Here is a 23,400-nt window from a genome sequence, read left to right as displayed (position 1 = left end):
AGCGGGCTTCTGCTCTCCTGGGCCGTGTGTGGGCCGTCGGCCGTGTTCTTCCTTGCTGGAAGGGCACGGCCGACGGGTCGTTTTGGGGCTCAGCAGCGCGACCGAAGATCGAGCACTACGGCCCGCCACCGCTCAGGTCAGCGCATCGGCTTCGCCGGGGCCGGTGACCGCATCCCTGAGTGGCTGATCGAGCGGGGCCTGTCCCGGCGCAACGCCGTGTACGTGCATGTCGGTGACTGCTGGAACGCAGGCTCACGGTCCAAGGGCGTCGGACGGGACCAGGCGGTGCGCGCGCTCGCCGAAGGCGTCGATGCGTGCCCGCAGTGTCGGCCCGATACGGCCCTGGGGATGCTGGACCAGGCCCTGCGCGGCCGGCGAGCGGGCCGCCGCGAGCCTGAACAACCCCTGGTCATCCGGGCTTCCCGGGTCCGGACGTCTGTCAGCGCTTGGCTTGGTTGTACGCGTCCCAGGTCTGCTTCTGCCAGAACAGCACGATCGCTCCCGCCTCGGTCGTAGAAGATCTGGAGCGGGCCGATGGCAGAGACGCGGCCGGCTTGGTCGTGTCTCAGTGCGTAGGGGCCGATGCTCTCCAGGCGAGATCTGCGGTGTTCACAGGTCCATTGACCCACGGTGCGCGGCAGGCTGGACCACCGGCGATAGGTGATCTCGACGCCGCCTACAGCTCGCAGAGTTGAACTGAACCGCTGATATTCGAGCGCCCATGCACCCAGGGCGCGCGGTGTTGTGTCCATCCACTCTCGCTCGCCGTACGTGATCGGCACACCGCCGATTGCACGCAGCAGCCCTTTGCCATACGTCAGGTCGATGTCCATGTTGCGACTCACCTACCGCTGCGCGGGCGACGCCCCGGCGTCTTCTTCGCCGTCGCCTACTTGGCGACGGCCTTCTTCTTCGGCAGCTCGTGCACATCGGCGTCCTCGCCGCGGGAAGCCCTGGCCTGCTGGACGGACTCATGAGGGCGGCCATGAGGTAGAGCACCTTGCCCGATTCCTGGGCTCCGGCGCTTCCGGCAGTGCGCGGTGTTCCCGCTTCGCTTCAATGATCTTCGCCATGGCGTCGGTGTAGGCGTCCTCGAACTCCGGCCCCGTCAGCGCGAGCGCGCCCTCGATCTCTGCATCCGACACCTCGGTCTGCGGCAGCAGCAGCTCGGCGGGGTTGCGGATCTTGTCCGGCCGGCGCCAGGCAATACCCCTCGCCGATCCGGTTGTGGCCGCCACTGTTTGAGACTGACCGTTGACCGCTTGCTGAGCCCCCGGGACGGCGGTCAGTTGCAGCAGGTGCAGCCGGGCTTGCGGGCGCAGGCGTCGGTCTCCGCGGCGGCGTTGGTGATGGGGATGGGGATGGGGCCGCAGCAGGCATCTCCGCGCCAGGCTTCGCGGCCTTCTTTGACGGCGACGGCAGCGATGACGAGGGCGGCGATCGGGTCGGCCCAGGACCAGCCGAAGAGACTGTTGGCGACGAGGCCGACCAGGAGGGCGGCGGAGAGGTAGGTGCAGAGCAGGGTCTGCTCGGAGTCGGCGACGGCGGTCGCGGATCCAACTCGCGTCCGGCCTTGCGCTGAGCGGCGGCAGGTTCTCGGCCTCAAGATCGAACGTGCTCACTTCTGTCCGGAGTCCGACCCGGTGCAGCTCGACTTCGAGTTCCTCGTACCGGTAGGGCCAGCAGGACAGCAGTTCCGAGCGGACAAGAACCGGCCCAGTCGCATCAACCTGGGGCTCGGTCTGCTGACCGGGCGTCACTATTTGTGTTGGGCCGGCAAGATGCCCGGGGTGCCGCGTGATCATTTCTGTTCTCTACGCAGAACGATCACGCAGGAGCCGTGAGCTTGCTTGATTGATGGGGCCCACCGGCCTTCTGCCTCAAGGCGGCGGTGAGGCAACCGTCAGGGTTCCCCGGCATGTGCCGCGTCGGAAAGAAGGCCCAGCAGGATGATGTCGAGCGCCCCGGCGAGGCGCTCGTGCAGGTCGAACGGGGCCGGTTCCTCGCGGATCCAGCGCAGGATCGTCGAGAAGTAGCAGGCGGCCAGGAGTTGGCCGGCCTGGTCGCAGTCGACGCCTGCCCTGATCTCCCCGCGTTGCCGCCCTTGCTCGACGATCCTGGCGAGTTCGATTTCCAGGGACGGGTCCTGCAGGAGGTACCCGTAACGCGCTGAGGCGTCCATCAGGACGGTGGTCTCCGCGCGGGAGGCGACGTTGAGGTCGCCCATCTCCTTCAGGTAGCGGCGCAGCCGGTCGCCGACCGGCAGGTCCTCGGCGTGCTCCGCGCCGAGGATCTCAGCGACGCGGGCCCGGCGGCGGACTCCCCATTCCTCGAGGAAGCCGACCTTCTGCGTGAAGTGGTTGAAGACGGTGGCCCGGGCGACATCGGCGGCCTCGGCGATCTGCTCCATGGTGGTCGCCTCGTATCCCTGGGCGACGAAGAGACCGACCGCCGTCTCGTACAGCTGATCGTGCAGCTTCCGACGCCTGCGCTCCTGGCGTCCGACGGCCGCGCCGCCCTCGGAGGCGGCTGCCGCGTCCCGGATCTTCATGGCCCTCAGTACAGCACAAGGCCGCACAGCTCTTGACCCCGCCCCGGGACCACTCTAGATTCCTCGCCACTGCTGGACCCGAGTCCAGCAGTGGATGAAAGTCTCGCGCTGCTGATCGCGGGGCGCTGACAAGGAGGCAACGTGGCTTCCGTGACATCCCGGACGGGCCGTGTCGAGCTCGGACACGGCTGTTACGCCTGGATCGCGGGCGATGTCGGATGGGGCATGAGCAACGCCGGGCTGATCACCGGCCGGGGCGCGTCGCTGCTCGTCGACACCCTCTACGACCTGCGGCTGACCAAGGCCATGCTCGACGCGCTGGCACCGCTCACCGCCGCCGCACCGATCTCCACCGTGGTCAACACCCACGGCAACGGCGACCACTGGTTCGGCAACCAGCTCGTGTCCCACGCCGAGATCATCGCGGCCCGCGGGTCCGTGGCGGACATGCGGCAGGTGGGCCCGGCCGAAATGCGCGCACTGACCGGCATGGACAGCCCGGCCGGACACTTCGCCCGCCGGATCTTCGGCCGCTTCGACCACACCGACATCGAACCCGTCCTCCCGCACCGGGTCTTCGACGGCGAGACCGTCCTCGACATCGGCGGGACCGAGGTCCGCCTCATCGACGTTGGGCCCGCGCACAGCGCCGGCGACACGATCGTCCACGTGCCGCAGGCCCGGACCGTCTACACCGGCGACATCGTCTTCGCCGGAGCAGCGCCGGTCGTCTGGCACGGTCCCTTCGCGCGCTGGCTCGCTGCCTGCGACCTGCTGCTGGGCCTCGACGCCGACATCGTCGTACCCGGCCACGGCCCCGTCACCACCAAGCAGGCCGTCCGCGAGATCCGCGACTACCTCGCATACGTCCACGAGCAGGCCACCGCCCGCTTCACCGCCGGCATGCCCGCCATGGACGCGGCACGCGACATTCGCCTCGGCCGCTTCGCCGACCTGGACGAGAGCGAACGCCTGGCCGTCAACGTGCACACCGTCTACCGGGAGCTCGACCCCTCACTGCCTCCGCTCGAAGGCCCCGGACTGTTCGGCTGCATGGCCGAACTGCTGTACGGCTCCTGAACCCATCCGCACGTCCCTCGCCCTTGGGAGAAGACATGGTCTCCATCGCACCACCCCTGGCGCACGCCGGGCCGACCACCACCTCGCGACGGCGCCTCGGCACGCTGATCGCCGCCTGCCTGGCAGTTTGCGTCGCCCAGATCGGACTGGTGCTGCCCGCCGCGATCAACGGGGAGATTCAGCAGACCCTCCACACCAGCGGCTCCCAGCTCACCTGGATCAGCGCCGCCTTCCTGGTGCCCACCGCCATTCTGGAACTGACCTTCGGCGTCCTCGGTGACCTCTTCGGCCGTAAGCGGCTGATGGTGGCCGGTGCCGTGATCGGTGCCCTCGGCTATCTCATCGCGGCCACCGCCGATTCGGCGGGCCAGCTGATCGCGGGCCAGGCCATCTCCGGCATCGGGGCCGCCGCACTGTTCCCCTCCTCGCTCGCCCTGGTGGTCACGGCCACGCCGGATCCGGAGTCCCGGGCCCGGGGCCTGGCCTCCTGGACCACGGCGCTGTCGCTGGGCGCGTTCATCGCGCCGCTGCTGTCCGGCGCGATCGTGGAATACACCGCCTTCCAGTGGGCCTTCGCCGCCGTCGGGATACTGGCCGTCTCCTCGGCCGCGGTGAGCCTGCTGCTCGCCGGAGAATCCAGCGCGCCGCAAGGGCGGTCACTGGACTGGCCAGGGCAACTCACCATCGCCGGAGCGCTGCTGGCCCTGCTGTACGGGATCATCCAGGGGCCTACGGCAGGCTGGGGCTCGGAGTCAATCGTCGGGGCGTTCGCGATGGCGGCCGCGCTGATGGTGGCGTTCGTCGCGGTGGAGAACCGGTCGGCGTCGCCGATGCTGCGGCTGGAGCTGTTCCGTAACCCCGCGTTCACCGCCGCAGCGGTCGTCGCCGTGATCGGGATGTTCGGCTTCCTCGGCGGTGCGTACGACCTGAGCATCCGGGTCGGCGCCATTCAGCACCAGAGTCCGCTGCAGGCGGCCGTTCCTTTTCTGATCATCCAGGGAATCACCCCCTTCGTCTGGCCGTTGCTGGTCAGGCTGCTGCGCAGGGTCAGCCCCGGATTGATGCTGGTGGCAGGCTTCCTCAGCGTGGGGGCCGGGCAGCTGTGGCTGAGCGGCGTCCCGATCAGCGACACGGCGCTCACGTCGATCCTCGGGCCGCTGCTCCTGAACGGCACCGGCTTCGGTCTGATCGTCTCCGCACTCACAGCCGCAGCGGTCAACATCGTGCCGAGCGAGCTCACCGGCATGGCCAGCGCCGCCACCAATCTCGTCCGCGACTTCGGCCAGACTCTCGGCCCGGCCATCATCGGCGCCGTCTCCCTGAGCATCGCCGCCACCGACCTCGCCGGAAAGCTGGGCTCGGCCGGCCTCACCGCGCAGGAGGGCCACATCGTCGACGCCGTCTTCGCCCAAGGCGGACCGCTGGCTGTGCTGTCAGCCCCGCTCGGGCCGGCGAGCGCCAAGGTCGCCCCGCTGGCACAGCAGGCCCTCGCCCACGGCTACGACACGGGCCTGATCGTCACCTCCATCGCCTGCCTTGCCGCCGCAGTCATCTCCGGCATCTTCCTCACCCGCAAGCCCCAGACCGTAGAGACCTCGGCACCCGCCGCCCACTGACCCACCCGCCCGCAACGGAGGGCAGATCATGCGACTGGCCACATTCGACCACCACGGAAAACGGCTGTCGGGAGCCGTCGTCGGCGACACTGTCCACGCCTTCCCCGAGGGCACGGACCTGCTGGATCTGATCAGGCGCGGCTCCCAGGCCCTCTGGGACTGCGCGGCCGCGACCCCCGCCGGAGGGGTGTACGCCCTGAGCGACGTCACGCTGTTGGCGCCCTTCCTGCCGCCGACGGTCCGGGACTTCATGACCTTCGAAGGCCACGTCGAAGGCATCGCCCGGGGCTTCGGCGACACCGTGCCCGAAGAGTGGTACGCCGAGCCGGTGTTCTACTTCACCAACCCCTACTCCGTGATCGGCACCGGCGCCGACGTACCCGTTCCACCCGGATGCGAGCTGTTCGACTTCGAAGTCGAGGTCGCTGCCGTCATCGGACGCGAGGGCAGCGACCTCACACCGGAACAGGCACGAGGGCACATCATCGGCTACACCCTGCTCAACGACTGGAGCGCCCGCGATCTCCAGGGTCGGGAGATGCGGGTCAAGCTGGGGCCGTCCAAGGGCAAGGACAGTTCCACCACGCTCGGGCCCTGGCTGGTCACTCCGGACGATCTTGAGGCCTACCGCACCCCTGAAGGGTTCCTGGACCTGGAGCTCGTCGTCGAGGTCAACGGCACCAAGGTCGGCGGTGACACGCTCGCCAACATGGCCTGGACGTTCGAGGAGATGACCGCCCATGCCTCCCGCGGCACCACCGTCCGCCCCGGCGACGTCATCGGCTCCGGCACGTGCGGGGGCGGCGGCTGTCTCGCCGAACTCTGGGGCCGTTCCGGACGCCACGACCCTCCGCCGCTGCGCCCCGGCGACACCGTCACCATCACCGCCACGGGACTAGGTGCCATCACCAACACGGTTGTGCAGGGGCGCTCGCCCGTCCCTGTACGGCCGGCCCGACGCAGACCCTGACTCTCCCCGTTCCCCGCCCACAGAAGGACTCGAGATGCGCCTCTACGGCTCAGCCGCGAACCGGCTCACCAGGCTCACCAGGCTCACCAGGCTCAACGATCTGCCGCTGCTCGTCCTGCGGACGACGATCGGCTGGCTGATGATCCTCCATGGCCTCTACAAGATCAACATTCTGGGTCTCGACAACTTCGAGAACTACCTTTTGCGGCCCGCCGGGTTGCCTCTCACCTCGGTACTGCGCTGGCTCGTGCCATCCATGGAGCTCGCCTGCGGCGGACTGCTCGTGCTGGGCCTCCTGGCCCGCGTCGCCGCGGCGCTCCTCAGCCTCGAAATGCTGGGCACGGGGGTCCTGGTCAAACTCAACACCCTCCACCTGGGTGTCCTCGGACCAAAGGGCTCAGGGGGAGCTGAGATCGACTTCCTCATGCTCGCCGCGCTGCTGGCACTGCTCACGCTCGGACCGGGCGCCCTGTCGCTCGACTCCCTGTTGAGGCTCGACCGCAGGCACACAGCGGCGCAGTCGACACCGCCGCAGCAGCCCGCGCTGCCGGGGGCAGTCAGCGTCTGACCCGAGAGCCATTGTCGGACTACAGTCCAGAAGGAAACTGATCGCCGGGCATGAAGGCGGCACTCCGGGCCCGCCGCCGACGCGCCCCCCGGAGGAGGACATCATCCCGCCCGTCAACCGCCGCGAACGCAAGTGGCGCCAAGTTCATGACGAGTCGTACACAGCCGCGATCGGACTCTTCGTCGCTCATGGCTATGAGCCGACCACCATGGACCAGATCGCCGAACGCGCCGATGTCGCCCGGGCCACTGTCTTCAACCACTTCTCCCAGAAGGTCGGCCTCCTGGAGGAGTGGGGCGCTCGCCGCCGGGCCCGCGTGTCGGAGATCCTCGGCCAGGAACACTCCGAGGATCTGCCGGTTGGCGATCGACTGCGGCGCTACCTGCGGGAGATGGCCGAACTGAACATCGCGTTGCGCGCGGAGACTGCCGTTCTCATGGAAGCCTCCGCCCGCTTCGGCCGCCTTCTTCAGGACCCCTCCCTGGAAACGGAGCTGACTCGCATCATCGATGACGGCGTGCGCCACGATGAGGTGAGGCCCGAGGTGGACCCGCACCACGCTGGAGCGCTCCTGGCAGCGGGATACTTCTCCGGCATCATCCGGTGGATCGGCGCGGAACCAGAGCCGTTCGACCTGCCCGAGCGGCTCGACCGCACACTCGACATCGTCCTCAGCGGGATCCTCAAAGCACAGCCATGACCTGGGCGGCGTACGGGACGAAGCCGAGCCCACTCGGCCGAACCGCTCGGGCCACGGGAGACCAGAGCCTGTACACCACCATCCCAACTGGTGCCACTGGTGAGCCGACTTCCGGCTCACCCGTAATAGCCGCGCGACCTCCGACGGCTTGACCTTCCGCTCGAACATCTCGGCCGCCTGCATCCGCACGGTCTTCCGGGGCCGGCGTCCCGCGGCACTCAGCCCGCCCCCATCCGCATATCTCACACAGCACGAGATACGGCCACCGCCCCAGACTCATCAGGGACTTCGCCGAAGTTCACCCTGACGAGCCGAAGTCAGTAACCACCGTGCGATGAGCTCTGGCACCACCCCGGTGCCGGACACCGCGTCCGGCACCGGAGAAAGGCATGAACAACGTGGACAAGGTCATGGCCTCGGCTGCCGAGGCGGTCGCCGACATACCGGAAGGGGCCTCGCTGGCGGTGGGCGGCTTCGGGCTGTGGGCATACCCACCGTGCTTATCGACGCCCTGCAGGCCCAGGGCGCCGATGGACTGTGCGTGGTCTCCAACATCTGCGGCGTGGACGGCCAGGGCCTCGGCGTCCTGCTGGCGGCCGGCCGAATCGCCCGAGTGACCGGCCAGCGTCGGAAGGCTCTCGCACTGAGCAGTGTGCATCGTGAAAACTGCAGGTCGGATGGTCTGGTGGGCGTGGGCGTGGGCGTGCGAGCCGATCTCCTTCATGTGACCGCGTATCAGGTCGGCGAGCCAGTTTTCAGGGTGGCGCTCGACAACGGCAGGCGGGCGGTGTAGACGAGGCCGTCAGGGGCCCTCGACGGTGTCGTTGTTCTTCTTCACACAAACTCAACTGCCGCCGGGGGCCTGCTGGAGAACAAGCTCAGGACCGGGCTGCTGGTGCCGCGGCGCGGGCCCGGTGCGCGCGGATCTCGTCGTGGTGGTCGGCGGCCCAGCCGATCAGGGATGTCACGATCTCGTGGAGGCCGCGCCCCAGCGGGGTGAGGGCGTACTCGACGCGCGGTGGCACCTCCGCGTATGCGGTGCGGGTGATCAGACCGTCCTCCCGAAGCTGGCGGAGCGTGAGAGTGAGCATCCGCTGGGAGATTCCGGGGACCTGGCGCTGCAGGTCGGTGTAGCGCAGCGGGCCGGCCTCCACCACCGCGATGAGCAGCAGGCTCCACTTGTCGCCGACACGGTCGAGAACCTGCCGGATGAACTCCATGTGCTCGGCGGGGATGCCGGCACAGGGCCCCACCGCCGCCGCGCCGCCCGAACTGCCGGTGACCTCCATGACGCACATTCCTCTCCGGCACGAACATCGATGTGCCTTTTGTATCGACTTCCATACTGGCCCATCATGGCGCTACGAACAAAACGTAGGAATCAGAGCGCAGGCACGGGAGGCGCGCGTCATGAAGATCGAGATCTGGGCCGAGGTCACCTGCCCCTGGTGCGGACTGGGCAGCCACCGTGTGGACCGGGCTGTGGAGCGGTTCGAGCACGGCGATGAGGTGGAGGTCGTCCACCACTCGTTCCCGCTGAGCAGTTCCTTCCCCGTGGGGGAGACGTTCTCCGTCCGGGAGGTGCTGCTGAGCCGGTACGGCATGGGCGGCTCCCAGGCCGAGGCGTCCACGCGCCGGATCGAGGCGCTGGCCGAGGCCGAGGGACTCCGCCCCTACAAGGTGCTGGACAACCTGGTCGGCAACACCGACCTGGCGCACGAGTTCCTCGCCCACGCCGCCGCCGAGGGCAAGAACCGCGAAGCCTGGGACGCGATCTTCCGCGCCTACTTCGGCCAGGCCCGCCCCGTCTTCAGCATGGACGACCTGCTCGACCTGGGCCAGGAGATCGCCCTGGACCGCGAGGGCACCCGTCAGGCGCTCACCGAGCACCGCTACCAGCGGCAGGTCCGCGACGATGCCGCCCGCGCCCAGCGCCTGGGCGCCACCGGCGCGCCCTTCATCGTCGTCGACGGTAAGTACGGCATCCCCGGGGCCCAGGACAGCGACGGCCTTCTCGACGTGCTGCGCACGGCCTGGGACGCATCCCACCCGCTCACCCTCGCGACCGGCGGCGACGCTGCGGTCTGCGGCCCCGACGGCTGCGCCGTACCGGCCCGCAGCTGACCTCCACCGTTCACCCCACGACACACCCTTGATCATGTCGAAAGGCTGACTTCCCCATGTCCTACCTGCTGCACATCGACGCCTCCTCACTCGGCGAGGCATCCGTCTCCCGTCAGGTCGCCCGGTCCTTCCGTGACGAGTGGAACGGCCCGGTCGTCCACCGCGACCTGGCCGCCTCCCCCGCCCCGCACCTCAGCGCGGCCGGCATCACCGCCCGCACCACCGACCCCGCCGAGCACACCCCCGAGCAGGCGAAGGCCGCGGCGGTCCAGGACGAGCTGATCGAGGAGTTCCTCGGCGCGGACGCCTACCTGTTCACCGTGCCGATGTACAACCTCACGATGCCGTCCGTGTTCAAGGCGTGGCTGGACCAGATCATGGTCGCCGGGCGCACCCTGAGCTTCGACGGACCCCCTCCCACCCTCGGCCGCCCCGCCACGGTGATCTCCGCACGCGGCGGCGGCTACGGCCCCGGCGCCCCCAAGCACGGCATGGACCACCTGGTGCCGACGCTGGAAACCGTCCTGGGCCACCCGACCAACCTCGGCCTCGACCTGACGACGGTCCTGCCCGAACTGACCATGGCCCCCTACGTGCCGATGATGGCCCCGCTGCTGCCGGTGCACGAGGCGTCCATGACCAAGGCGCACGACGAGGCCCGCCGCCTGGGCTCTGTCCTGACCGGCCGACAGGCCGCCTGATCCAGCCCTGAACTGCCCGAAAGGCTTTTGAACACCATGAGCAACTTCCTGGTCCTCGGCGGCAGCGGCCGCACCGGCGCCCACGTCCTGGAGCACGCGGCCCGGCGCGGCCACCGTGTCCGCGCCCTGGTCCGCAACCCCGACAAGGTGCAGGCACCGGCCGGCGTCGAGCTGATCCAGGGCACACCCGCCAACATCGACGACATCCGCCGGGCCGCCGAAGGCATCGAGGCAGTGATCAGCGCGCTGAACAACGCCCGCGCCTCCGACAACCCGTGGGCCAAGCCGGTCAGCCCGCCCATGTTCATGACCGACGCCGCCCGCAACACGCTCACCATCATGGGCGAACAGGGCATCCGCCGCATCGTGCTGACGTCCACGCAGGGCGCGGGCGACGACTGGGCCCGGCTCAACCCGCTGGTCAAGGCGTTCATCAACCTGTCGAACATCAAGGCGGGCTTCGAGGACCACACCGGCCTCGACCAGGTCGTACGCGCCTCGTCCGGCATCGACTGGACCCTGGCCCGCGCCGTCACCCTCACCGACAAGCCCCTCAGCGGCCCCGTACGGGCCGCCGAGGCCGGCACCGAAAAGCCCGGCGCACGGATCAACCGCGCCGACCTCGCCCAGTTCCTCGTCCAGACGATCGAGGACGACACCTGGATCCGTAAAGCCCCCCTCGTCTGGAACACACGAGGATGACCCACCCCATGATCCACACCCACCTCATGCACCACAGCTGTCCGACCTGAGGCGCGCCGTCCGTCGACGGCGACACCGGAATGGAGTGAACTGACCCCACGCTTCCCTCACATGTGGACACGGCCTTAGTTCAAAGAAGTGACCAGGCCGAACGAGATGGCGCCGCTCCATATGGTTCGGGGCATGAGGGACCTCCGCGTCAGCCCCGAGCAGCATCAGCCTACGAGCACCACTACTGCCCCGCATACGCTCGGGCGCCTCGCTGCTCACGCTGAACCGGCCCGTGGCGCGGTGCTCCTACGCCTGGCTGCCGTGCCCGGTGACTGTGGGCCAGCACGGCGGTTGCGGGCCACCGGAACAACGTCTGAGCAGGTCACACGGGCTATGGGTGCGGACTGCGCGACGCTCTTGAGAACCGTCGCGCGCACGTAGGTACTTGACCCGATCATTCAGACTCCGCCGACGGCGTGGGGCCGTTCCTCTGCGCGACCTTGGAACAGGCAACCAGGCCGGCTCGGTCCCGCATTCACCCGTTACGATCTTGAGTTCAGCCATGAGGGCGGGCGAAAGCTGAACCTCCGGCTCCCCGGAAACTGATGCGGCAAGGCCGTCCCCAGGCGGCGCACAAGGGCTCGCGCGTGGAAGGTCCGCCCCTCGGGCTTATCGATGGTCATCCGCCCCGGTGTCGTCCACCTGCTCGCCTTCCGCTTGGGACGGTTCAGTCCTGGGGACATCTGGGTGCATGGCTGCCCGTTCGGCAGGATCGTCGCGCTCGCCCTCCGCCTGGGAGGGCGTGTGAGAGTACAGCCACGGTGCGTAGTCCGAGTCCGAGGCGCCGGTTTTCATGGCAGGCCTCCTTGGTCGCTTGCCCTCCATGCTCCTCCTCGGACCGCTGCAGAACCAGGGCGGTAGCCGGCTCTGGACGAGACATGGACGAGAAGTCGGCGTTTTGAACGCTGGACGCACATCCTTGCTAGTCGGATGGGGTGCGAGCGGTGCGAGCGACCGCAGGGGCGTCGCTGGGCCGTCCGGGGGGGTCAACGACCACGAACAATGACCGACAACGACGCCGTTCCTGCTGGTCAGACCGACCCTGAGAACACGGCTCCGAGGTAGAGGAGTCGCACCATCACCTCTTCGACCTGTGATCGAACCGTAGACCGTCCGACGGCGGTCTCACGGTGGTTCTACGGCGTATCGTTTTCTGCACAGCTGTTCGACGGGAGACGACGGGGGATACGGGGATGCCCGAACAGGACGACACCGAGCGGGAGTTCGACATCAGGTGGGCCGACGGGGCCGAGCACAAGGAGCCCTCGGCGCGGGCCCGCATGCTCGCCGCCCGGTGGAAGGAGAACCCGCCGAAGCCCCAGCGGTTCCGCGCCGACCCCGAGCCGAGGACACCACGCCGCTCGTCCTGGCGCTCGACGGCGATCGTGCTCGGGACCGTGGCGGTGATCATCGTGCTGCTGGGGTACGCGGACCTGCGTCCCTACTAGTGCGCCGAGCAGGCAAGGAGCGCACGTGCGCGGCAGTACCCGGAACGGGACACAGGCAGCGGTCCGCCTCGCGGAGGGGGCCGCACTACGGGAGGCCGTGGTCGACCCGGCCGACCCGGCGGTCTGGATCGAGCTGGACGACGCGGTACGGCACAACGGCTGGTCCGGGGCCGACGGCACCTGGCTGCCGGAGTGGCAGCGGACCGAGCAGGGGCGCGCACTGACCGAGGCTTTCCGACGCGGCGACCGGCTCACCGACGCGCAGCTCGCGCTCGCCCTCTGCCACCGGGACGGACGGATCCGCCGGGGGGCGCTGGGGCAGGTCGCGGGGCGGCCGGAGGTGCTGCCGCTGGTCGTGGTGCGGTGCGCCGACTGGGCCGAACCGGTGCGGGAGCGCGCTCGAACGCGGTGGGCAGAGGCGGTCACCGTGGAGACCGCGGTCGCCCTGACCCCGCTCGCCCTGCGGGTCGGCGTCCGGACCCGGGGTGATGTCGCCGTCGGCCTGATCGACAAAGTACTGCGCTCGGCGGACCGTGAAGCACTGCTTCCGCTGCTCACCCATCCCGACCGCACCGTGCGCCGCTTCGCCCACCGGCTCGCCGTCGAGGAGGGTCTCCTCTCCCCCGCCGAGCTGGCCCGCAGCGCCGCCCGGGATGAGGACACGGTCGTCCAGGGCCTCTGCGCGGAGGCCGCGCTGGCCGCCGTGGCGGAGGGCGGCGCCGACGACGACGTACTCGAAACCCTGCTCGCCGCCCGCAATCCGCGGGCGCGGTCGGCCGGAGTGACCGCGTTGCGGCGGGCCGGGCGCGGGGAACGGGCGATCGGGTTCCTCGGCGACCGGGCCGGGGTGGTGCGGGCCTGTGCGCGGTATGTCGTACGGCAGTCCGGAAGTGAGCCGGTCGAGTGGTACCGGCGTCGCTGTGCCGATGCCGGCGACCCCGCGCTGTCGGCGGGAGTGGTCAGCGGGCTCGCGGAGTGCGGGGACCGCAGTGACGCCGAGGCGCTGTGGGCGCTCACCACGCACCCGGATCCGGTGGTCAGGACGCGCGCCGTGAGCGGGTTGCGGCTGCTGGACGTGCTGGACCTACGGCGGCTGCGGGCGCTGCTCGACGATCCCGCGCCCGGTGTGGTGCGGGAGGCGACCCTGGCGCTGGTGCCGTCCGCGCGGATGCTGGACGACGGGTGGCTGCTGGAGCGGCTGGCGGTGGGACGGGCCCGGGAGACGCGGGTCTCCGCGTTCCGGCTGCTCAACGCGCACAGCGGGCTCGTACGGCTGCGGGCCGCCGTCGCGCTGGTCGACGATCCGGACGACAAGTTGCGGCACTGGGCCCGGCAGTCGGTGCAGCGCTGGCATCCGACGGGGGATGTGCCGCCCGGGGTGGCCGAGGTGGGTGAGCTGCTGGGACGGGCCCGGCATCTGTTCAGTGGTCATGTGCTGAAACGGCGCCTGTGGGAGGCCGGACTGAAGGCCTGAGCCTTTGCTGGTCCTAGGGCTGATCGGGACCGCTTCATGGCCGGGGCGGGTGCACACTGAAGGGTGGGACGAGTGCCTGACTGCGGGGTGGTGCAGATGCGGAGTCGTTTCCGGAGCGACCGGCGGCTGACCGTGCGGATGACGGTCACGATGTTCTTGCTCGGGCTGCTGTACGTGGCGTTCGTCGTCGCGTTGATCGTGGTGCTGAAGTCCTGGCTGATGGTGGTGGGGCTGCTCGCCATGATGTTCGTGGCGCAGTTCTGGTTCTCCGACAAGATCGCGATGTTCGCGATGCGCGGGCGGGTCGTGGGACCCGTGGAGTATCCCGAACTGCATGCCGTGGTCGACCGGTTGTGCGCCCTGGCGGACATGCCAAAGCCCGTGGTCGCGGTCTCCACGATGGGCATGCCGAACGCGTTCGCCACCGGCCGCAACCCGGACAACGCCGTGGTGTGCGTGACGACCGGGCTGCTCGACCGGCTGGAGCCCGCCGAGCTGGAGGGCGTGCTCGCGCACGAGCTGTCGCACGTGGCGCACAAGGATGTCGCCGTGATCACCATCGCCTCGTTCCTGGGCGTGATCGCCGGGCTGATCGTGCGGTTCGCCTTCTACAGCCAGCTGTTCGGCGGGCGGAAGGACCAGAACACCGCCGTGATCTTCGCCGCCGTGATGGGTGTCTCCGCGGCCGTGTACGCGCTCAGCTTCCTGCTGATCAGGGCGCTGTCCCGGTACCGGGAGCTGGCGGCGGACCGGGCGGCGGCCCACCTCACCGGCCGACCCTCGGCCCTCGCCTCCGCGCTCACCAAGGTCACCGGAGAGCTCGCCCGCATCCCCACCAAGGACCTGCGCACCGCCCAGGCCTTCAACGCCTTCTACTTCACCCCGGCCACCGGCAAGGAGCCCGGCATCGAGCGGATCTTCTCGACCCACCCGTCCCTGGAGCAGCGGCTGGAGCAACTGGGGCGGATCTCCTCGGAGTTGGGTGAGCCCGTGGAGCCCGGGAAGGCGGGCTGAGGATGGGGCTGCTGGACATCCTGCTCGGGCGCACGAAGCCCGTCGCGCCCGATCTCGACCAGCTCTTCGCGCTGCCGTCGGCGGCCGTCACCCTGGAGGCAGCCGCCTCCTTCACCCCGACCGGGCGCGGGGCGGTGTGCTTCGCCACGGTCGAGGGCGCGGCCTTCGAGCAGTCGCACCGGGAGGTCCAGGCCCTGCTGGACGCGGACGCCGACCGGGACGGCCCCCCGGTGCGGCTCACCAGGGACGAGTTCGGCTACTCCTGGCTGGTCTCCGAACGCGTCCCGGACCAGCTGCCGCAGTTGGTCAACGACCTGCACGCGGTGAACAGTTCGATGGAGGTCAACGGCTTCGGGCCGCAACTGCTGTGCTCGCTCGCCGGGTTCCAGGACACCGCGGGCCGTTCCCTCGCGCTGGTCTACCTCTACAAGCGCGGCACCTTCTACCCCTTCGCGCCGCTGCCCGGTGAGGGACAGCGGCGTGACAACGCGCTGGAACTGCGGGTGAAGGCCGCGCTCACCAACGATCTGCGGATCGAGCAGGACCTGAACCGCTGGTTCCCTCTGTGGGGCGCCCCCGGCCTCTGACTCCCCGGCGTCCCGGGGCGCCCTTTCCCTCCCGGAGCCCTCAGCCTTTTCTCTCGCGAGCCTGCCGACGGGACTCCAGGGGGCGCTCGCGCTGGTAACGGCGGTCCCACCTGGCCTGCTTGTCCCGGCGGTCGCGGTACGCCCGGTAGCTGCCGGGCACGGCCCCCGAACCGCCGCCGGACGAACCGCCCGACGAGGACGCCGAGGCACCGCCCCGGCCGTACTGCATGTACACGAAGAGCAGGGCTACGGCGACGAGCCACCAGGTGTGGTTCCCGAAGCCCAGGATGACCAGGACGACGGTCCCGGAGATGACGATGGTGCCCATGACGGGCCTCCGTGTGCGTGGTTGTGGTGTAGAAGACTAGCCCCGACGAGGCGCGCTGATGCCTGCCCTGCGCGAAGCTGTTTCCGTCCCGGTGTGCCGGGCCCGGGGGCCGTGGCTCACTCGCCCGGGGCCGCCCTGATGACGCCCGCCGCGATGGCGGCGCACAGGGTCGCGTGGTCGGACGTGGTGCGGGCGGTGTAGGCGAGCGCGAAGTCGGCGACCGCCTGGTCGAAGGTGTCGGTGCCGCCCAGATACGCGGCGATGGCGATGCGGTCGCCGGAGCGGGCGTGGGCGCGGGCCAGCGTGGTGCCGCACAGGCGGGCGTAGGCCCTGAGGTCAGCCGGGGTCATGCCGGCGACGTCCGCGGAACCCTTCATGTCGCGCAGCCGGCGCCAGTAGTAGGCCCGCCCCTGCGGTCCGCTCATCCAACCCAGGAAGACGTCGCTCGTCGCCTGGAGCAGGCGCTGGCCCACGACCACCCGGCGCCCGGGATGGACGTACGGTCCGTGCGGCAGATGTTCCTCGAGTACGGACGTCCGCGCCTCCTTGATCTGCAGGAACAGCGGGTCGTCGGCGTCCCGCCCGGCCAGCAGCACGATGAAGCAGCGCATGCCGACGCTCCCCACGCCGACGACCTTGCGGGCCGCGTCGACGAAGCGGTAGCGGTCCAGGAGCAGCCGGCGTTCCTCGGAGAGCGTGGAGCGGTAGTCGCTGAAGATCTTGCGCAGGCCGGCCATGTCGGGGCCGCCGGCCGGTTCGATGAGCGGTGGGTCGTGAATGATGCGGCGGTGGCCGTCCACGACCTCCGTGAGCTTGCCGAGGGCCTGGAGGCTGGTGCGGCGGCGGGCCCGGGTGAGGCTGGACTCCGCGCGCCGGCGATGGCGGGCCGAGCGGATGAGGGGCAGCAGGCTGTCGGCGTCGACGCTCGCGTGCCAGACCTCCAGTTCGCCCATGCCCGCCAGCCGGCGCATGGCCGTGCGATACGCGGTGACCGCCTCCCCCGCCGCCCGGTGGGCCTTGTCCTCGCTGTGCCCGTTCTCGCGGGCGGCCACGGCGACACTCGCGGCGAGCCGTTTGACGTCCCACTCGAAGGGGCCGGGGAAGGTCTCGTCGAAGTCGTTGAGGTCGAAGAGGAGGGAGCGTTCCGGGGAGGCGTACAGACCGAAGTTGAGCAGGTGGGCGTCGCCGCAGAGCTGCACCGTGAGGTCGGTGTGGGGCTGCGCGGCGAGGTCGGCGGCCATCAAGGCGGCCGCGCCGCGCAGGAAGGCGAAGGGGGAGGACGACATCCTGCCGTACCGGATCGGCAGCAGTTCCGGGAGGCGGTCGCGGCCCTGGCGTTCCAGTACGGCGACGGGGTCGGGGCGGTCGGCGGAGGGGATCCAGCCGGCGTGGGCGGAGCGGCGGACGCGTTTGCGGGCAGCACGGCCGCGCTCCGCGCGGGCGGCTGGGGTACCGGCGCCGGGGGTGTTCATGTGCCCTGTGTCCGCGTCACGGTCGTCTCCTGGTCGCCGGTGTGTCCGTCACCTCCTGATCGCAGTGAAGGGCCCGGCTGGGAGGTGCGCATGTGGGGTACGGCGATCGGGTGACAGCACGCTCCGCCTCCGTGGGTGCCGCGATCTTGCCGTCTGTCGGCTGCGGCGCCGTCGTGGCTTGTCGCGGCCACGTCGGCGGAGCCGCATATCGATGCAGCCCCGCGCCCCCTTTGGGGCGTTGTCAGTGGCCTACGTCAAGATGGGCCCATGGGTGACGGGGAGCGGTACATCGGAGTGGGCGAGCGGAGGGCTCGGCTGGCGTTGCGGCAGCAGTTGGCCGGACGAGCTCGCGTGGCGAGTCCGGAGGAGGTGGCCGACGCGCTGGTCGCGCTGCACGGGAGCGATCCCGCGACCGTGTACCTGGCCATCGGCGCGCGGCTCACGGATTCCGCCCGGACCGTCGCCGAGACCGAGCGGGCGTTGTACGAGGACCGGTCCCTGGTGCGGATGCACGGGATGCGGCACACCGTGTTCGCGTTCCCGACCGAACTCACCGCGGTCGTGCACGCCTCGACCGGACTCACGGTCGCCGCGCGGGAACGGGCCGCGCTCATCAAGGACATGGCGAAGGCGGGCGCCCCGGACGCGACCTGGCTGAAGGAGGTCGAGGAGTCGGCGCTGGCCGCGCTCGCCCGGCGCGGGCAGGCCACGGCGACGGAGCTCTCCGAGGACGAGCCGCGGCTGCGGGAGCAGTTCGCGTACGCGGCCGGGAAGAGCTACGAGGGCGTCCACACCGTCGCGAGCCGCCTGCTGCGGGTGCTCGGCGTGGAGGGCAAGGTGGTCCGCGGGCGGCCGCTCGGCACCTGGATGTCCTCGCAGTTCCGCTGGGCGGTGGCGCCGCCGCATCCCGAGCTCGATGTGGCCGGGGCCCAGGCGGAGTTGCTGCGGCGCTGGCTCACCGTGTGCGGGCCGGCCACGGAGGCGGACCTCAAGTGGTGGACGGGCTGGAAGGTGACCGACGTGCGCCGCGCTCTCATGGCGATCCGCGCGGTGCCGGTGACCGTCGACGAGGGGCCTGCCCACGTCGTCGAAGGTGACGCCGGTCCGGTCGCGGAACCCGTGGAGCCCTGGGCGGCGTTGCTGCCCGGACTGGATCCGACGGCGATGGGCTGGCAGCAGCGGGACTGGTATCTGGCGCCCGCTCTCAGGCCCGCCCTGTTCGACCGCAGCGGCAACGTGGGACCGACGGTGTGGTGGAACGGGCGGGTGGTGGGCGGTTGGGCACAGCGGCCCGACGGGGAGATCGTCTGGCGGTTGCTGGACACGGAGGGCGTGGGACGCGAGGCGGAGGCGGCCATCGCGGTGGAGGCCGCCCGGTTGCGGGACTGGGTGGGGGCGACACGGGTGCGGCCGCGGTTCCGGACGCCGCTGGAGAAGGAACTGGCGGAAGCCACCGACTGACGGGGACCCCGGCCGGCGGCGACACCGGGTGACCGCGACAGCGGGTGACGGGCGACGGGTGACGGGGAGCCCACCATCGCGCCGACTGACGGGCGACGCCGGTCGGCCCTGACGCCGGTATCCGCGACGCGGATCAGCCACGGCACCGGTCGGCCGAGGCACCGGTCGGCCGCAGCACCAGCTGACCGGCGACGCGGACCGTGCCATCGCGCCGACTGACGGGCGACGCCGGTCAGACATGGTGCCGAGTGACGGGCAACACCGACCCGATCATCGCGTCGGCTGACAGGGGACGCGGTCGGCCATGATGCCGGTCAGCCGCGACACCAGTACGCCGTGATGCCGGGTGCCCCCATGGAGTGGGGGCACCCGGCATCATGGTTCAGCGCGAGTACCGCATCAGCGCCCGCACCATGTGGCACGTCGTGTCCGACGGTGGGTGTACGCCGATCGTCTCCGCCGTGTCCCGGATCGTCTCGTTGCGTGCCTGGTTCGGCACGTAGACGCCGGAGTCGAGCAGGGCGATCGCGAGCCGCATCGCCTTGAGGCGGCGGTTGTGGGTGACATACCACTCGCGGGGACGGCCCGGCGGCAACGGGCGCTTCTCCACGGGGGTGTACGGCAGGTCGAGCAGCACGGGGTGCTTCGCGGTGGACTGGGTCGGGAACGGCTTCGGCTTCAGTGCGGCAGCGGGCACAGGCATCCTCCTGTCGCGGTAAGGACGACCACCGGGACTCCGGCGACGCCCTCGAACACTGGTTTTATTCTACCGTCCGCCACTGACAAAAGCCCCTGGCCACAAGGCTGTCGGGGGTGCTGTGACGCAGGTGGAAGACGGGTTTTCGCGTACCGTGGGCGCCATGGAGATCTGGATCAATCCGGCCTGTTCGAAGTGCCGCAGCGCGATCAGCCTGCTCGACGCCGAGGGTGCCGAGTACACCGTCCGCCGCTATCTGGAAGACGTCCCGAGCGAGGACGAGATCCGCGAGGTGCTCGGCCGGCTCGGCCTCGAACCGTGGGACATCACCCGCACCCAGGAGACCGCGGCCAAGGAGCTCGGCCTCAAGGAGTGGGCCCGGGACGACAGTTCGCGCGACCGCTGGATCGCCGCGCTCGCCGCACACCCCAAGCTCATCCAGCGTCCGATCATCACGGCGGACGACGGCTCTGCGCTGGTCGCCCGCACCGATGACGCCGTACAGGACGCTCTGTCCAGGAAATAGCCGGGTGTGACGCAGGTTACGTCACCTGACTCCTGCGACCACTGAGCAACCTCGTTCGGTATCTCGTACATAGCGGCGTACGCTTCCCCAACTCTCAGGAGCCGCGGATGTCGCGCAGAAGAACGCTCGGTACGAAGAAGAAGGTCGCGCTGCTGGTGAGCGCGGCGGCGGTGGCGGGTGGTGGGGCCTTCGCGATGGCCAGCACCTCGAACGCCGCGACCCCGCAGACGGCGGCGGAGTCGACGGTCTGCCAGGGTCTCGCCACCGCGCTCGGCAACAACCAGAAGTTCATCGACGGGCAACGGGCCGCGCCCGACGCGCAGTCGGCGGCCCGGATCGCCAACCGGGAAGCGGTGATCGCGCAGATCAAGGTGCAGCAGGAAGCGTCCGGTTGTGTGGTCGGGGAGTCGGCTCAGGGCTCCCAGGCCGCCGCGGGGCAGCCCTCGCAGGCCGCGCCTCCGTCAGCGCCCGCCGCTTCCCAGGCACCACCCGCCTCCCAGGCTTCCCCCGCGGGGAACGCCGCCTCCGGACAGCAGGTGTGCAACGGCTCGACCGTCACCCTGTCCGGCGAGGCCGGTGCGCCCGCCGCGTCCAGCAACCAGTTCCCGGCCGGTACGAAGTTGAAGGTCACCAACCTGGACAACAACAAGTCCACGACGGTGGAGGTCACTTCGGTCTCCGGCAGCTGCGCCCTGCTCAACAACGCGGCCTTCGAACAGGTGCGGGAGCCCGGCAAGTTCCTCATCCGCCGGGCCCTGATCGAGAAGGTGGGGTGAGGCTATTCGCGTCCGTCCCCTAGGAACTCACTGAGGCGGCGGGCCAGTTCGCCAGGTGCGGACTGCGGCAGCGCGTGGTGGGAGACCCCGGGGACCACGTCGGTCTCCGCCAGCGGCAGCAGTCCGCCCGCCCGTCTCGTGACGTCGTACGTGTCATGGGTCCTGCTGTTCGCGGCCACGAGCAGCAGGACCGGCATGTTCAGGGCGCGCAGCGCGTCCGGGGCGGGGCGCGGACCGGTGACCGGCCTGATGGCGGGGAAGCCGGCGGCGGCCTCCTGGAGCCGGAGCCAGTCCGGGTCGAGGGCGCCCGCTCCCCCGGTCTCCCACTCCAGGAAGGCACGGACCCGGCCGGGCGTGGGACGCAGCAGCATCGGCAGGGCGTGCAGCAGATACGCCGCCTTGAACCCGGCGAAGCACTGGGTCGGGTCCAGGAGGAACAGGCGGCGCATCCGCTCGGGGGCGCGCAAGGCGTGGTGCAGGGCGATCCAGGCGCCGTAGGAGTGCCCGCCGAAGTCGGCCCGGGTGACGCCGAGTCCGTCGAGGAGGGCGTCCAGCCAGGCGGTGAAGTCGGCGACCGTGCGGGGGTGACGGTCGGCGGCCGGTTCGCTGCGGCCCGGGGCGCCGAGCAGGTCGACGGCGAGGACCCGGCGGGTGCGGGCGAGGGGGGCGGCCTGGGCGTACCAGGACGCGGAGGTCGCTCCCCCGCCACCCGGCAGCAGGACGAGCGGGGGCGCGTCGGCCGGGCCGCACGCGTTGACGTATGTCGTGCCGAACGGGGTCGGCACCCGCAGCGCCTCCCGGTCGGCGGGCCACTTGGCCGTCACCTTGTCGTAGGCGGCCTCGAACGCGTCGCCGTCGTACCGACCCATCGATCACTCCCGTATTATCTTGTTCAGCGAGATACTCGATGAGCGAGATGATAGCCGGAGGGTGCACATGCCGTCCCAGGGACCCGAGATGGAGATCGTCCATCTCCTGCGCGCGGTCACCGTTGAACTCGGCCTGCACAGCGCCCGGTTCGCGCAGCGCAACGCCATGCATCCGACGGACGTACGCGCCCTGATCGCCCTCATGGACGCCTCCCGCGCGGACGAGGAGATGACGGCGGGACGGCTCGGCGCGGAGCTCGGGCTCAACTCTGCCGGTACGACCTCGCTGATCGACCGGCTGGAACGAGCCGGTCATGTGCGGCGGGTGCGGGGGCGGCAGGACCGGCGCAAGGTGGTCGTCGAGGTGGACGAACGTGCGGTGGAGCTGGGGCAAGCCTTCTTCGGACCACTGATCGGGAGGGCGGTGGAGCTGCTCCAGGGGTACGACGAGGGTGAACGGGCCGCGATCCGGGGGTTCTTGGCGGGGGTGCGGGACGCGGCGGCCGAGGGGGTCTGACACCCGCCCCGGGCCCCCGCGGCGGCCGAGGGGGCCTGAACCCAGCCCCGGCCCCCCGCGCGAACCGGCTCCTGCTGCTCAGCAGTGCGCTCCGGCCGCTGCTCAGCCGTGCGCTCCGGCCGCCAGTGCCTTCGCCTCCGTCTCCGCATCGATGCCCACCGCCGGCCGGTCCGGGCGCTGCGGCGCCACCCCGCCGGTCTCCCGCAGCCAGCGCCAGGTGTCGGCCACCGTCTCGGTGACCGGACGGCAGCGCAGGCCCGCCGCGGCGGCCCGGGAGGTGTCCCCACTGTGGAGGGTGGTGTGCAGGTCGGTGTCCGGCGGGACCCACACCGGCAGACCGGTCCACGGGGCGATGCCCGCGTCGAGGACGATCTCCGGGTCGGTCCAGCGCAGTTCGGCGGGCCCGCCGGTCACGGTCACGCAGGCGTCGAGGAGTTCGCCCATGGTGGTGTGGCCCTGTGGACCGACCAGGTTGTACGGACCGTTCCGCCCCGCCGCGGAAGCCTCCAGCACCCACTGCGCCAGGTCGCGGACGTCGACGTACTGGAGGGGAAGGTCCCGTGGGCCGGGCGCGAGGACCGGGCCGCCGCGGGCGATACGGCCCAGCCACCACGGGAGCCGCCCGATGTTCTCGTACCGGCCGAGAATCAGCCCGGCCCGGACGAGCAGGGAGCGGTCCGTGCCGAAGGCGTCCAGGACGGCCAGTTCACCGCCTCGCTTGTCCCGGGCGTAGTCGGTCTGATCCGCGTCGGCCGAGGCGCCCTCGACGACGGCCGCGTCCTCAGTGAACCCGGCCGGCTGCGGCCAGGCGTACACCGAGCGGCTCGACACGTACGCATACCGGTCGGCGCGGTCCCGCAGCAGTCGTGCCGTGTCCCGGACCGCGCGGGGCGCCGCCGACCAGGTGTCGACGACGAGGTCCCACGGGCCCCCTTCGGTCAGGGCCGTGAGACCGTCGGGCGCGGTGCGGTCGCCGTGCAGCGACCGCACCCCGGGCACGGGCGCGTGCCGTCCCCGGTGGAAGACGGTCACGTCCCAGCCGTCTGCCAGGGCCGCCTCGGCGACGGCCCTGCCCACGAACTCCGTACCGCCCAGCAGAAGAAGTCTCATGCCGGTGACTGTGCCCGCCGGGGCGGCGCGGGGGAACCCGGATCTGCCGAGGGCAGAC

General features: G+C 70.5%; 27 protein-coding genes and 1 pseudogene. 18 read left to right on the top strand and 10 right to left on the bottom strand.

Annotation, left to right across the window (positions count from 1 at the left end):
* Positions 1 to 24: 24 nt before the first annotated feature.
* Positions 25 to 516: a DUF6233 domain-containing protein gene (locus ABZT93_RS24260; protein WP_356107943.1), complete on the top strand. Its 492-nt coding sequence runs from the start codon at positions 25 to 27 to the stop codon at positions 514 to 516.
* A gap of 455 nt (positions 517 to 971) precedes the next feature.
* Here ABZT93_RS24260 and ABZT93_RS24255 read toward each other — a convergent pair whose 3' ends face one another.
* The 3 genes from ABZT93_RS24255 to ABZT93_RS24245 form a co-directional block, all read right to left on the bottom strand.
* Complete coding sequence (locus ABZT93_RS24255; protein ID WP_356107940.1) at positions 972 to 1,238, bottom strand: hypothetical protein; 267 nt, start codon at positions 1,236 to 1,238, stop codon at positions 972 to 974.
* A gap of 47 nt (positions 1,239 to 1,285) precedes the next feature.
* Complete coding sequence (locus ABZT93_RS24250; protein ID WP_356107938.1) at positions 1,286 to 1,606, bottom strand: hypothetical protein; 321 nt, start codon at positions 1,604 to 1,606, stop codon at positions 1,286 to 1,288.
* Positions 1,607 to 1,903: 297 nt separating this feature from the next.
* Positions 1,904 to 2,551, bottom strand: coding sequence for a helix-turn-helix domain-containing protein (locus ABZT93_RS24245; protein ID WP_356107935.1), 648 nt, complete (start codon positions 2,549 to 2,551; stop codon positions 1,904 to 1,906).
* A gap of 141 nt (positions 2,552 to 2,692) precedes the next feature.
* On the opposite strand from ABZT93_RS24245, the gene ABZT93_RS24240 reads away from it, so the two are divergent.
* The 6 genes and pseudogenes from ABZT93_RS24240 to ABZT93_RS24215 form a co-directional block, all read left to right on the top strand.
* Positions 2,693 to 3,631 carry an MBL fold metallo-hydrolase gene (locus ABZT93_RS24240; RefSeq protein WP_356107932.1) on the top strand — a complete coding sequence of 313 codons (939 nt, stop codon included), beginning with the start codon at positions 2,693 to 2,695 and terminating at the stop codon, positions 3,629 to 3,631.
* A 35-nt stretch (positions 3,632 to 3,666) separates the two neighbouring features.
* A complete protein-coding gene (locus ABZT93_RS24235; RefSeq protein ID WP_356107929.1) occupies positions 3,667 to 5,247 on the top strand; it encodes an MFS transporter in 1,581 nt (526 codons plus the stop codon).
* Positions 5,248 to 5,275: 28 nt separating this feature from the next.
* Entirely contained in the window at positions 5,276 to 6,217 is a 942-nt protein-coding gene (locus ABZT93_RS24230) for a fumarylacetoacetate hydrolase family protein (RefSeq protein ID WP_356107926.1), read from the top strand.
* Between the two features lie 34 nt (positions 6,218 to 6,251).
* Positions 6,252 to 6,785, top strand: coding sequence for a DoxX family membrane protein (locus tag ABZT93_RS24225; RefSeq protein WP_356107923.1), 534 nt, complete (start codon positions 6,252 to 6,254; stop codon positions 6,783 to 6,785).
* 100 nt (positions 6,786 to 6,885) lie between these two features.
* Complete coding sequence (locus tag ABZT93_RS24220; RefSeq protein WP_356108132.1) at positions 6,886 to 7,485, top strand: TetR/AcrR family transcriptional regulator; 600 nt, start codon at positions 6,886 to 6,888, stop codon at positions 7,483 to 7,485.
* A 398-nt stretch (positions 7,486 to 7,883) separates the two neighbouring features.
* Positions 7,884 to 8,107 (top strand): annotated as a pseudogene (locus ABZT93_RS24215) (CoA-transferase); the annotation flags it as partial.
* A gap of 256 nt (positions 8,108 to 8,363) precedes the next feature.
* Here ABZT93_RS24215 and ABZT93_RS24210 read toward each other — a convergent pair.
* Positions 8,364 to 8,774, bottom strand: a complete 411-nt coding sequence (locus ABZT93_RS24210) for a helix-turn-helix domain-containing protein (protein ID WP_356107920.1) — start codon at positions 8,772 to 8,774, stop codon at positions 8,364 to 8,366.
* A gap of 121 nt (positions 8,775 to 8,895) precedes the next feature.
* Here ABZT93_RS24210 and ABZT93_RS24205 point away from each other — a divergent pair, with 121 nt between their 5' ends.
* The 3 genes from ABZT93_RS24205 to ABZT93_RS24195 are packed head-to-tail and all read left to right on the top strand — an operon-like array spanning position 8,896 to position 11,012.
* Positions 8,896 to 9,609, top strand: coding sequence for a DsbA family oxidoreductase (locus ABZT93_RS24205; protein ID WP_356107918.1), 714 nt, complete (start codon positions 8,896 to 8,898; stop codon positions 9,607 to 9,609).
* Between the two features lie 56 nt (positions 9,610 to 9,665).
* Positions 9,666 to 10,310: an NAD(P)H-dependent oxidoreductase gene (locus tag ABZT93_RS24200; RefSeq protein WP_356107917.1), complete on the top strand. Its 645-nt coding sequence runs from the start codon at positions 9,666 to 9,668 to the stop codon at positions 10,308 to 10,310.
* Positions 10,311 to 10,346: 36 nt separating this feature from the next.
* A complete protein-coding gene (locus ABZT93_RS24195) occupies positions 10,347 to 11,012 on the top strand; it encodes an NAD(P)-binding oxidoreductase (RefSeq protein ID WP_356107915.1) in 666 nt (221 codons plus the stop codon).
* A 660-nt stretch (positions 11,013 to 11,672) separates the two neighbouring features.
* On the opposite strand, the gene ABZT93_RS24190 is transcribed toward ABZT93_RS24195, so the two are convergent.
* Positions 11,673 to 11,858, bottom strand: coding sequence for a hypothetical protein (locus tag ABZT93_RS24190; protein ID WP_356107912.1), 186 nt, complete (start codon positions 11,856 to 11,858; stop codon positions 11,673 to 11,675).
* Positions 11,859 to 12,256: 398 nt separating this feature from the next.
* On the opposite strand from ABZT93_RS24190, the gene ABZT93_RS24185 reads away from it, so the two are divergent.
* From ABZT93_RS24185 to ABZT93_RS24170, 4 genes are all read left to right on the top strand, one after another.
* Complete coding sequence (locus ABZT93_RS24185; RefSeq protein WP_356107910.1) at positions 12,257 to 12,511, top strand: hypothetical protein; 255 nt, start codon at positions 12,257 to 12,259, stop codon at positions 12,509 to 12,511.
* A 25-nt stretch (positions 12,512 to 12,536) separates the two neighbouring features.
* Positions 12,537 to 13,985 carry a hypothetical protein gene (locus ABZT93_RS24180; RefSeq protein WP_356107908.1) on the top strand — a complete coding sequence of 483 codons (1,449 nt, stop codon included), beginning with the start codon at positions 12,537 to 12,539 and terminating at the stop codon, positions 13,983 to 13,985.
* A 96-nt stretch (positions 13,986 to 14,081) separates the two neighbouring features.
* Complete coding sequence (gene htpX / locus ABZT93_RS24175; RefSeq protein ID WP_356107906.1) at positions 14,082 to 14,999, top strand: zinc metalloprotease HtpX; 918 nt, start codon at positions 14,082 to 14,084, stop codon at positions 14,997 to 14,999.
* Between the two features lie 2 nt (positions 15,000 to 15,001).
* Positions 15,002 to 15,586 carry a hypothetical protein gene (locus ABZT93_RS24170; RefSeq protein WP_356107903.1) on the top strand — a complete coding sequence of 195 codons (585 nt, stop codon included), beginning with the start codon at positions 15,002 to 15,004 and terminating at the stop codon, positions 15,584 to 15,586.
* A 40-nt stretch (positions 15,587 to 15,626) separates the two neighbouring features.
* Here the strand turns inward: ABZT93_RS24170 and ABZT93_RS24165 are convergent, their stop codons facing one another.
* Both ABZT93_RS24165 and ABZT93_RS24160 read right to left on the bottom strand, forming a co-directional pair.
* Positions 15,627 to 15,914 carry a hypothetical protein gene (locus tag ABZT93_RS24165; protein WP_356107901.1) on the bottom strand — a complete coding sequence of 96 codons (288 nt, stop codon included), beginning with the start codon at positions 15,912 to 15,914 and terminating at the stop codon, positions 15,627 to 15,629.
* Between the two features lie 116 nt (positions 15,915 to 16,030).
* Positions 16,031 to 17,386 carry a DUF2252 domain-containing protein gene (locus ABZT93_RS24160; RefSeq protein WP_356107898.1) on the bottom strand — a complete coding sequence of 452 codons (1,356 nt, stop codon included), beginning with the start codon at positions 17,384 to 17,386 and terminating at the stop codon, positions 16,031 to 16,033.
* 267 nt (positions 17,387 to 17,653) lie between these two features.
* Between ABZT93_RS24160 and ABZT93_RS24155 the strand changes: the two genes are divergently transcribed.
* Positions 17,654 to 18,847 (top strand): winged helix DNA-binding domain-containing protein, encoded by a 1,194-nt coding sequence (locus tag ABZT93_RS24155; protein WP_356107896.1) that lies wholly within the window; start codon positions 17,654 to 17,656, stop codon positions 18,845 to 18,847.
* A gap of 382 nt (positions 18,848 to 19,229) precedes the next feature.
* On the opposite strand, the gene ABZT93_RS24150 is transcribed toward ABZT93_RS24155, so the two are convergent.
* Positions 19,230 to 19,544, bottom strand: a complete 315-nt coding sequence (locus tag ABZT93_RS24150; protein WP_356107893.1) for a hypothetical protein — start codon at positions 19,542 to 19,544, stop codon at positions 19,230 to 19,232.
* 163 nt (positions 19,545 to 19,707) lie between these two features.
* Here ABZT93_RS24150 and ABZT93_RS24145 point away from each other — a divergent pair, with 163 nt between their 5' ends.
* Together ABZT93_RS24145 and ABZT93_RS24140 are read left to right on the top strand one after the other, a co-directional pair.
* The gene (locus ABZT93_RS24145; protein ID WP_356107891.1) at positions 19,708 to 20,070 is read left to right on the top strand and encodes an arsenate reductase family protein; all 363 of its coding nucleotides are present in this window, start codon (positions 19,708 to 19,710) and stop codon (positions 20,068 to 20,070) included.
* A gap of 107 nt (positions 20,071 to 20,177) precedes the next feature.
* Entirely contained in the window at positions 20,178 to 20,846 is a 669-nt protein-coding gene (locus ABZT93_RS24140) for a hypothetical protein (RefSeq protein ID WP_356107890.1), read from the top strand.
* A gap of 2 nt (positions 20,847 to 20,848) precedes the next feature.
* Here the strand turns inward: ABZT93_RS24140 and ABZT93_RS24135 are convergent, their stop codons facing one another.
* Entirely contained in the window at positions 20,849 to 21,715 is an 867-nt protein-coding gene (locus ABZT93_RS24135) for an alpha/beta fold hydrolase (RefSeq protein ID WP_356107888.1), read from the bottom strand.
* A 67-nt stretch (positions 21,716 to 21,782) separates the two neighbouring features.
* On the opposite strand from ABZT93_RS24135, the gene ABZT93_RS24130 reads away from it, so the two are divergent.
* The gene (locus ABZT93_RS24130; protein ID WP_356107886.1) at positions 21,783 to 22,232 is read left to right on the top strand and encodes a helix-turn-helix domain-containing protein; all 450 of its coding nucleotides are present in this window, start codon (positions 21,783 to 21,785) and stop codon (positions 22,230 to 22,232) included.
* Positions 22,233 to 22,334: 102 nt separating this feature from the next.
* Here the strand turns inward: ABZT93_RS24130 and ABZT93_RS24125 are convergent, their stop codons facing one another.
* The gene (locus tag ABZT93_RS24125) at positions 22,335 to 23,342 is read right to left on the bottom strand and encodes an NAD-dependent epimerase/dehydratase family protein (RefSeq protein WP_356107884.1); all 1,008 of its coding nucleotides are present in this window, start codon (positions 23,340 to 23,342) and stop codon (positions 22,335 to 22,337) included.
* Between the last annotated feature and the right edge of the window lie 58 nt (positions 23,343 to 23,400).

The organism is Streptomyces sp. NPDC005303, from assembly GCF_040607335.1.
Classification (GTDB): Bacteria; Actinomycetota; Actinomycetes; order Streptomycetales; family Streptomycetaceae; genus Streptomyces.
Note: the sequence above shows the minus strand (reverse complement) of the source record. Positions and strands in the feature narration are given on the sequence as shown.

Coding starts and splice junctions, on each gene's coding strand:
- ABZT93_RS24245 (WP_356107935.1), bottom strand. CDS start 2,551: ATGAAGATCCGGGACGCGGCAGCCGCCTCCGAGGGCGGCGCGGCCGTC.
- ABZT93_RS24235 (WP_356107929.1), top strand. CDS start 3,667: ATGGTCTCCATCGCACCACCCCTGGCGCACGCCGGGCCGACCACCACC.
- ABZT93_RS24230 (WP_356107926.1), top strand. CDS start 5,276: ATGCGACTGGCCACATTCGACCACCACGGAAAACGGCTGTCGGGAGCC.
- ABZT93_RS24225 (WP_356107923.1), top strand. CDS start 6,252: ATGCGCCTCTACGGCTCAGCCGCGAACCGGCTCACCAGGCTCACCAGG.
- ABZT93_RS24210 (WP_356107920.1), bottom strand. CDS start 8,774: ATGGAGGTCACCGGCAGTTCGGGCGGCGCGGCGGCGGTGGGGCCCTGT.
- ABZT93_RS24205 (WP_356107918.1), top strand. CDS start 8,896: ATGAAGATCGAGATCTGGGCCGAGGTCACCTGCCCCTGGTGCGGACTG.
- ABZT93_RS24200 (WP_356107917.1), top strand. CDS start 9,666: ATGTCCTACCTGCTGCACATCGACGCCTCCTCACTCGGCGAGGCATCC.
- ABZT93_RS24195 (WP_356107915.1), top strand. CDS start 10,347: ATGAGCAACTTCCTGGTCCTCGGCGGCAGCGGCCGCACCGGCGCCCAC.
- ABZT93_RS24190 (WP_356107912.1), bottom strand. CDS start 11,858: ATGAAAACCGGCGCCTCGGACTCGGACTACGCACCGTGGCTGTACTCT.
- ABZT93_RS24185 (WP_356107910.1), top strand. CDS start 12,257: ATGCCCGAACAGGACGACACCGAGCGGGAGTTCGACATCAGGTGGGCC.
- htpX (WP_356107906.1), top strand. CDS start 14,082: ATGCGGAGTCGTTTCCGGAGCGACCGGCGGCTGACCGTGCGGATGACG.
- ABZT93_RS24170 (WP_356107903.1), top strand. CDS start 15,002: ATGGGGCTGCTGGACATCCTGCTCGGGCGCACGAAGCCCGTCGCGCCC.
- ABZT93_RS24165 (WP_356107901.1), bottom strand. CDS start 15,914: ATGGGCACCATCGTCATCTCCGGGACCGTCGTCCTGGTCATCCTGGGC.
- ABZT93_RS24160 (WP_356107898.1), bottom strand. CDS start 17,386: ATGAACACCCCCGGCGCCGGTACCCCAGCCGCCCGCGCGGAGCGCGGC.
- ABZT93_RS24155 (WP_356107896.1), top strand. CDS start 17,654: ATGGGTGACGGGGAGCGGTACATCGGAGTGGGCGAGCGGAGGGCTCGG.
- ABZT93_RS24145 (WP_356107891.1), top strand. CDS start 19,708: ATGGAGATCTGGATCAATCCGGCCTGTTCGAAGTGCCGCAGCGCGATC.
- ABZT93_RS24140 (WP_356107890.1), top strand. CDS start 20,178: ATGTCGCGCAGAAGAACGCTCGGTACGAAGAAGAAGGTCGCGCTGCTG.
- ABZT93_RS24135 (WP_356107888.1), bottom strand. CDS start 21,715: ATGGGTCGGTACGACGGCGACGCGTTCGAGGCCGCCTACGACAAGGTG.
- ABZT93_RS24130 (WP_356107886.1), top strand. CDS start 21,783: ATGCCGTCCCAGGGACCCGAGATGGAGATCGTCCATCTCCTGCGCGCG.
- ABZT93_RS24125 (WP_356107884.1), bottom strand. CDS start 23,342: ATGAGACTTCTTCTGCTGGGCGGTACGGAGTTCGTGGGCAGGGCCGTC.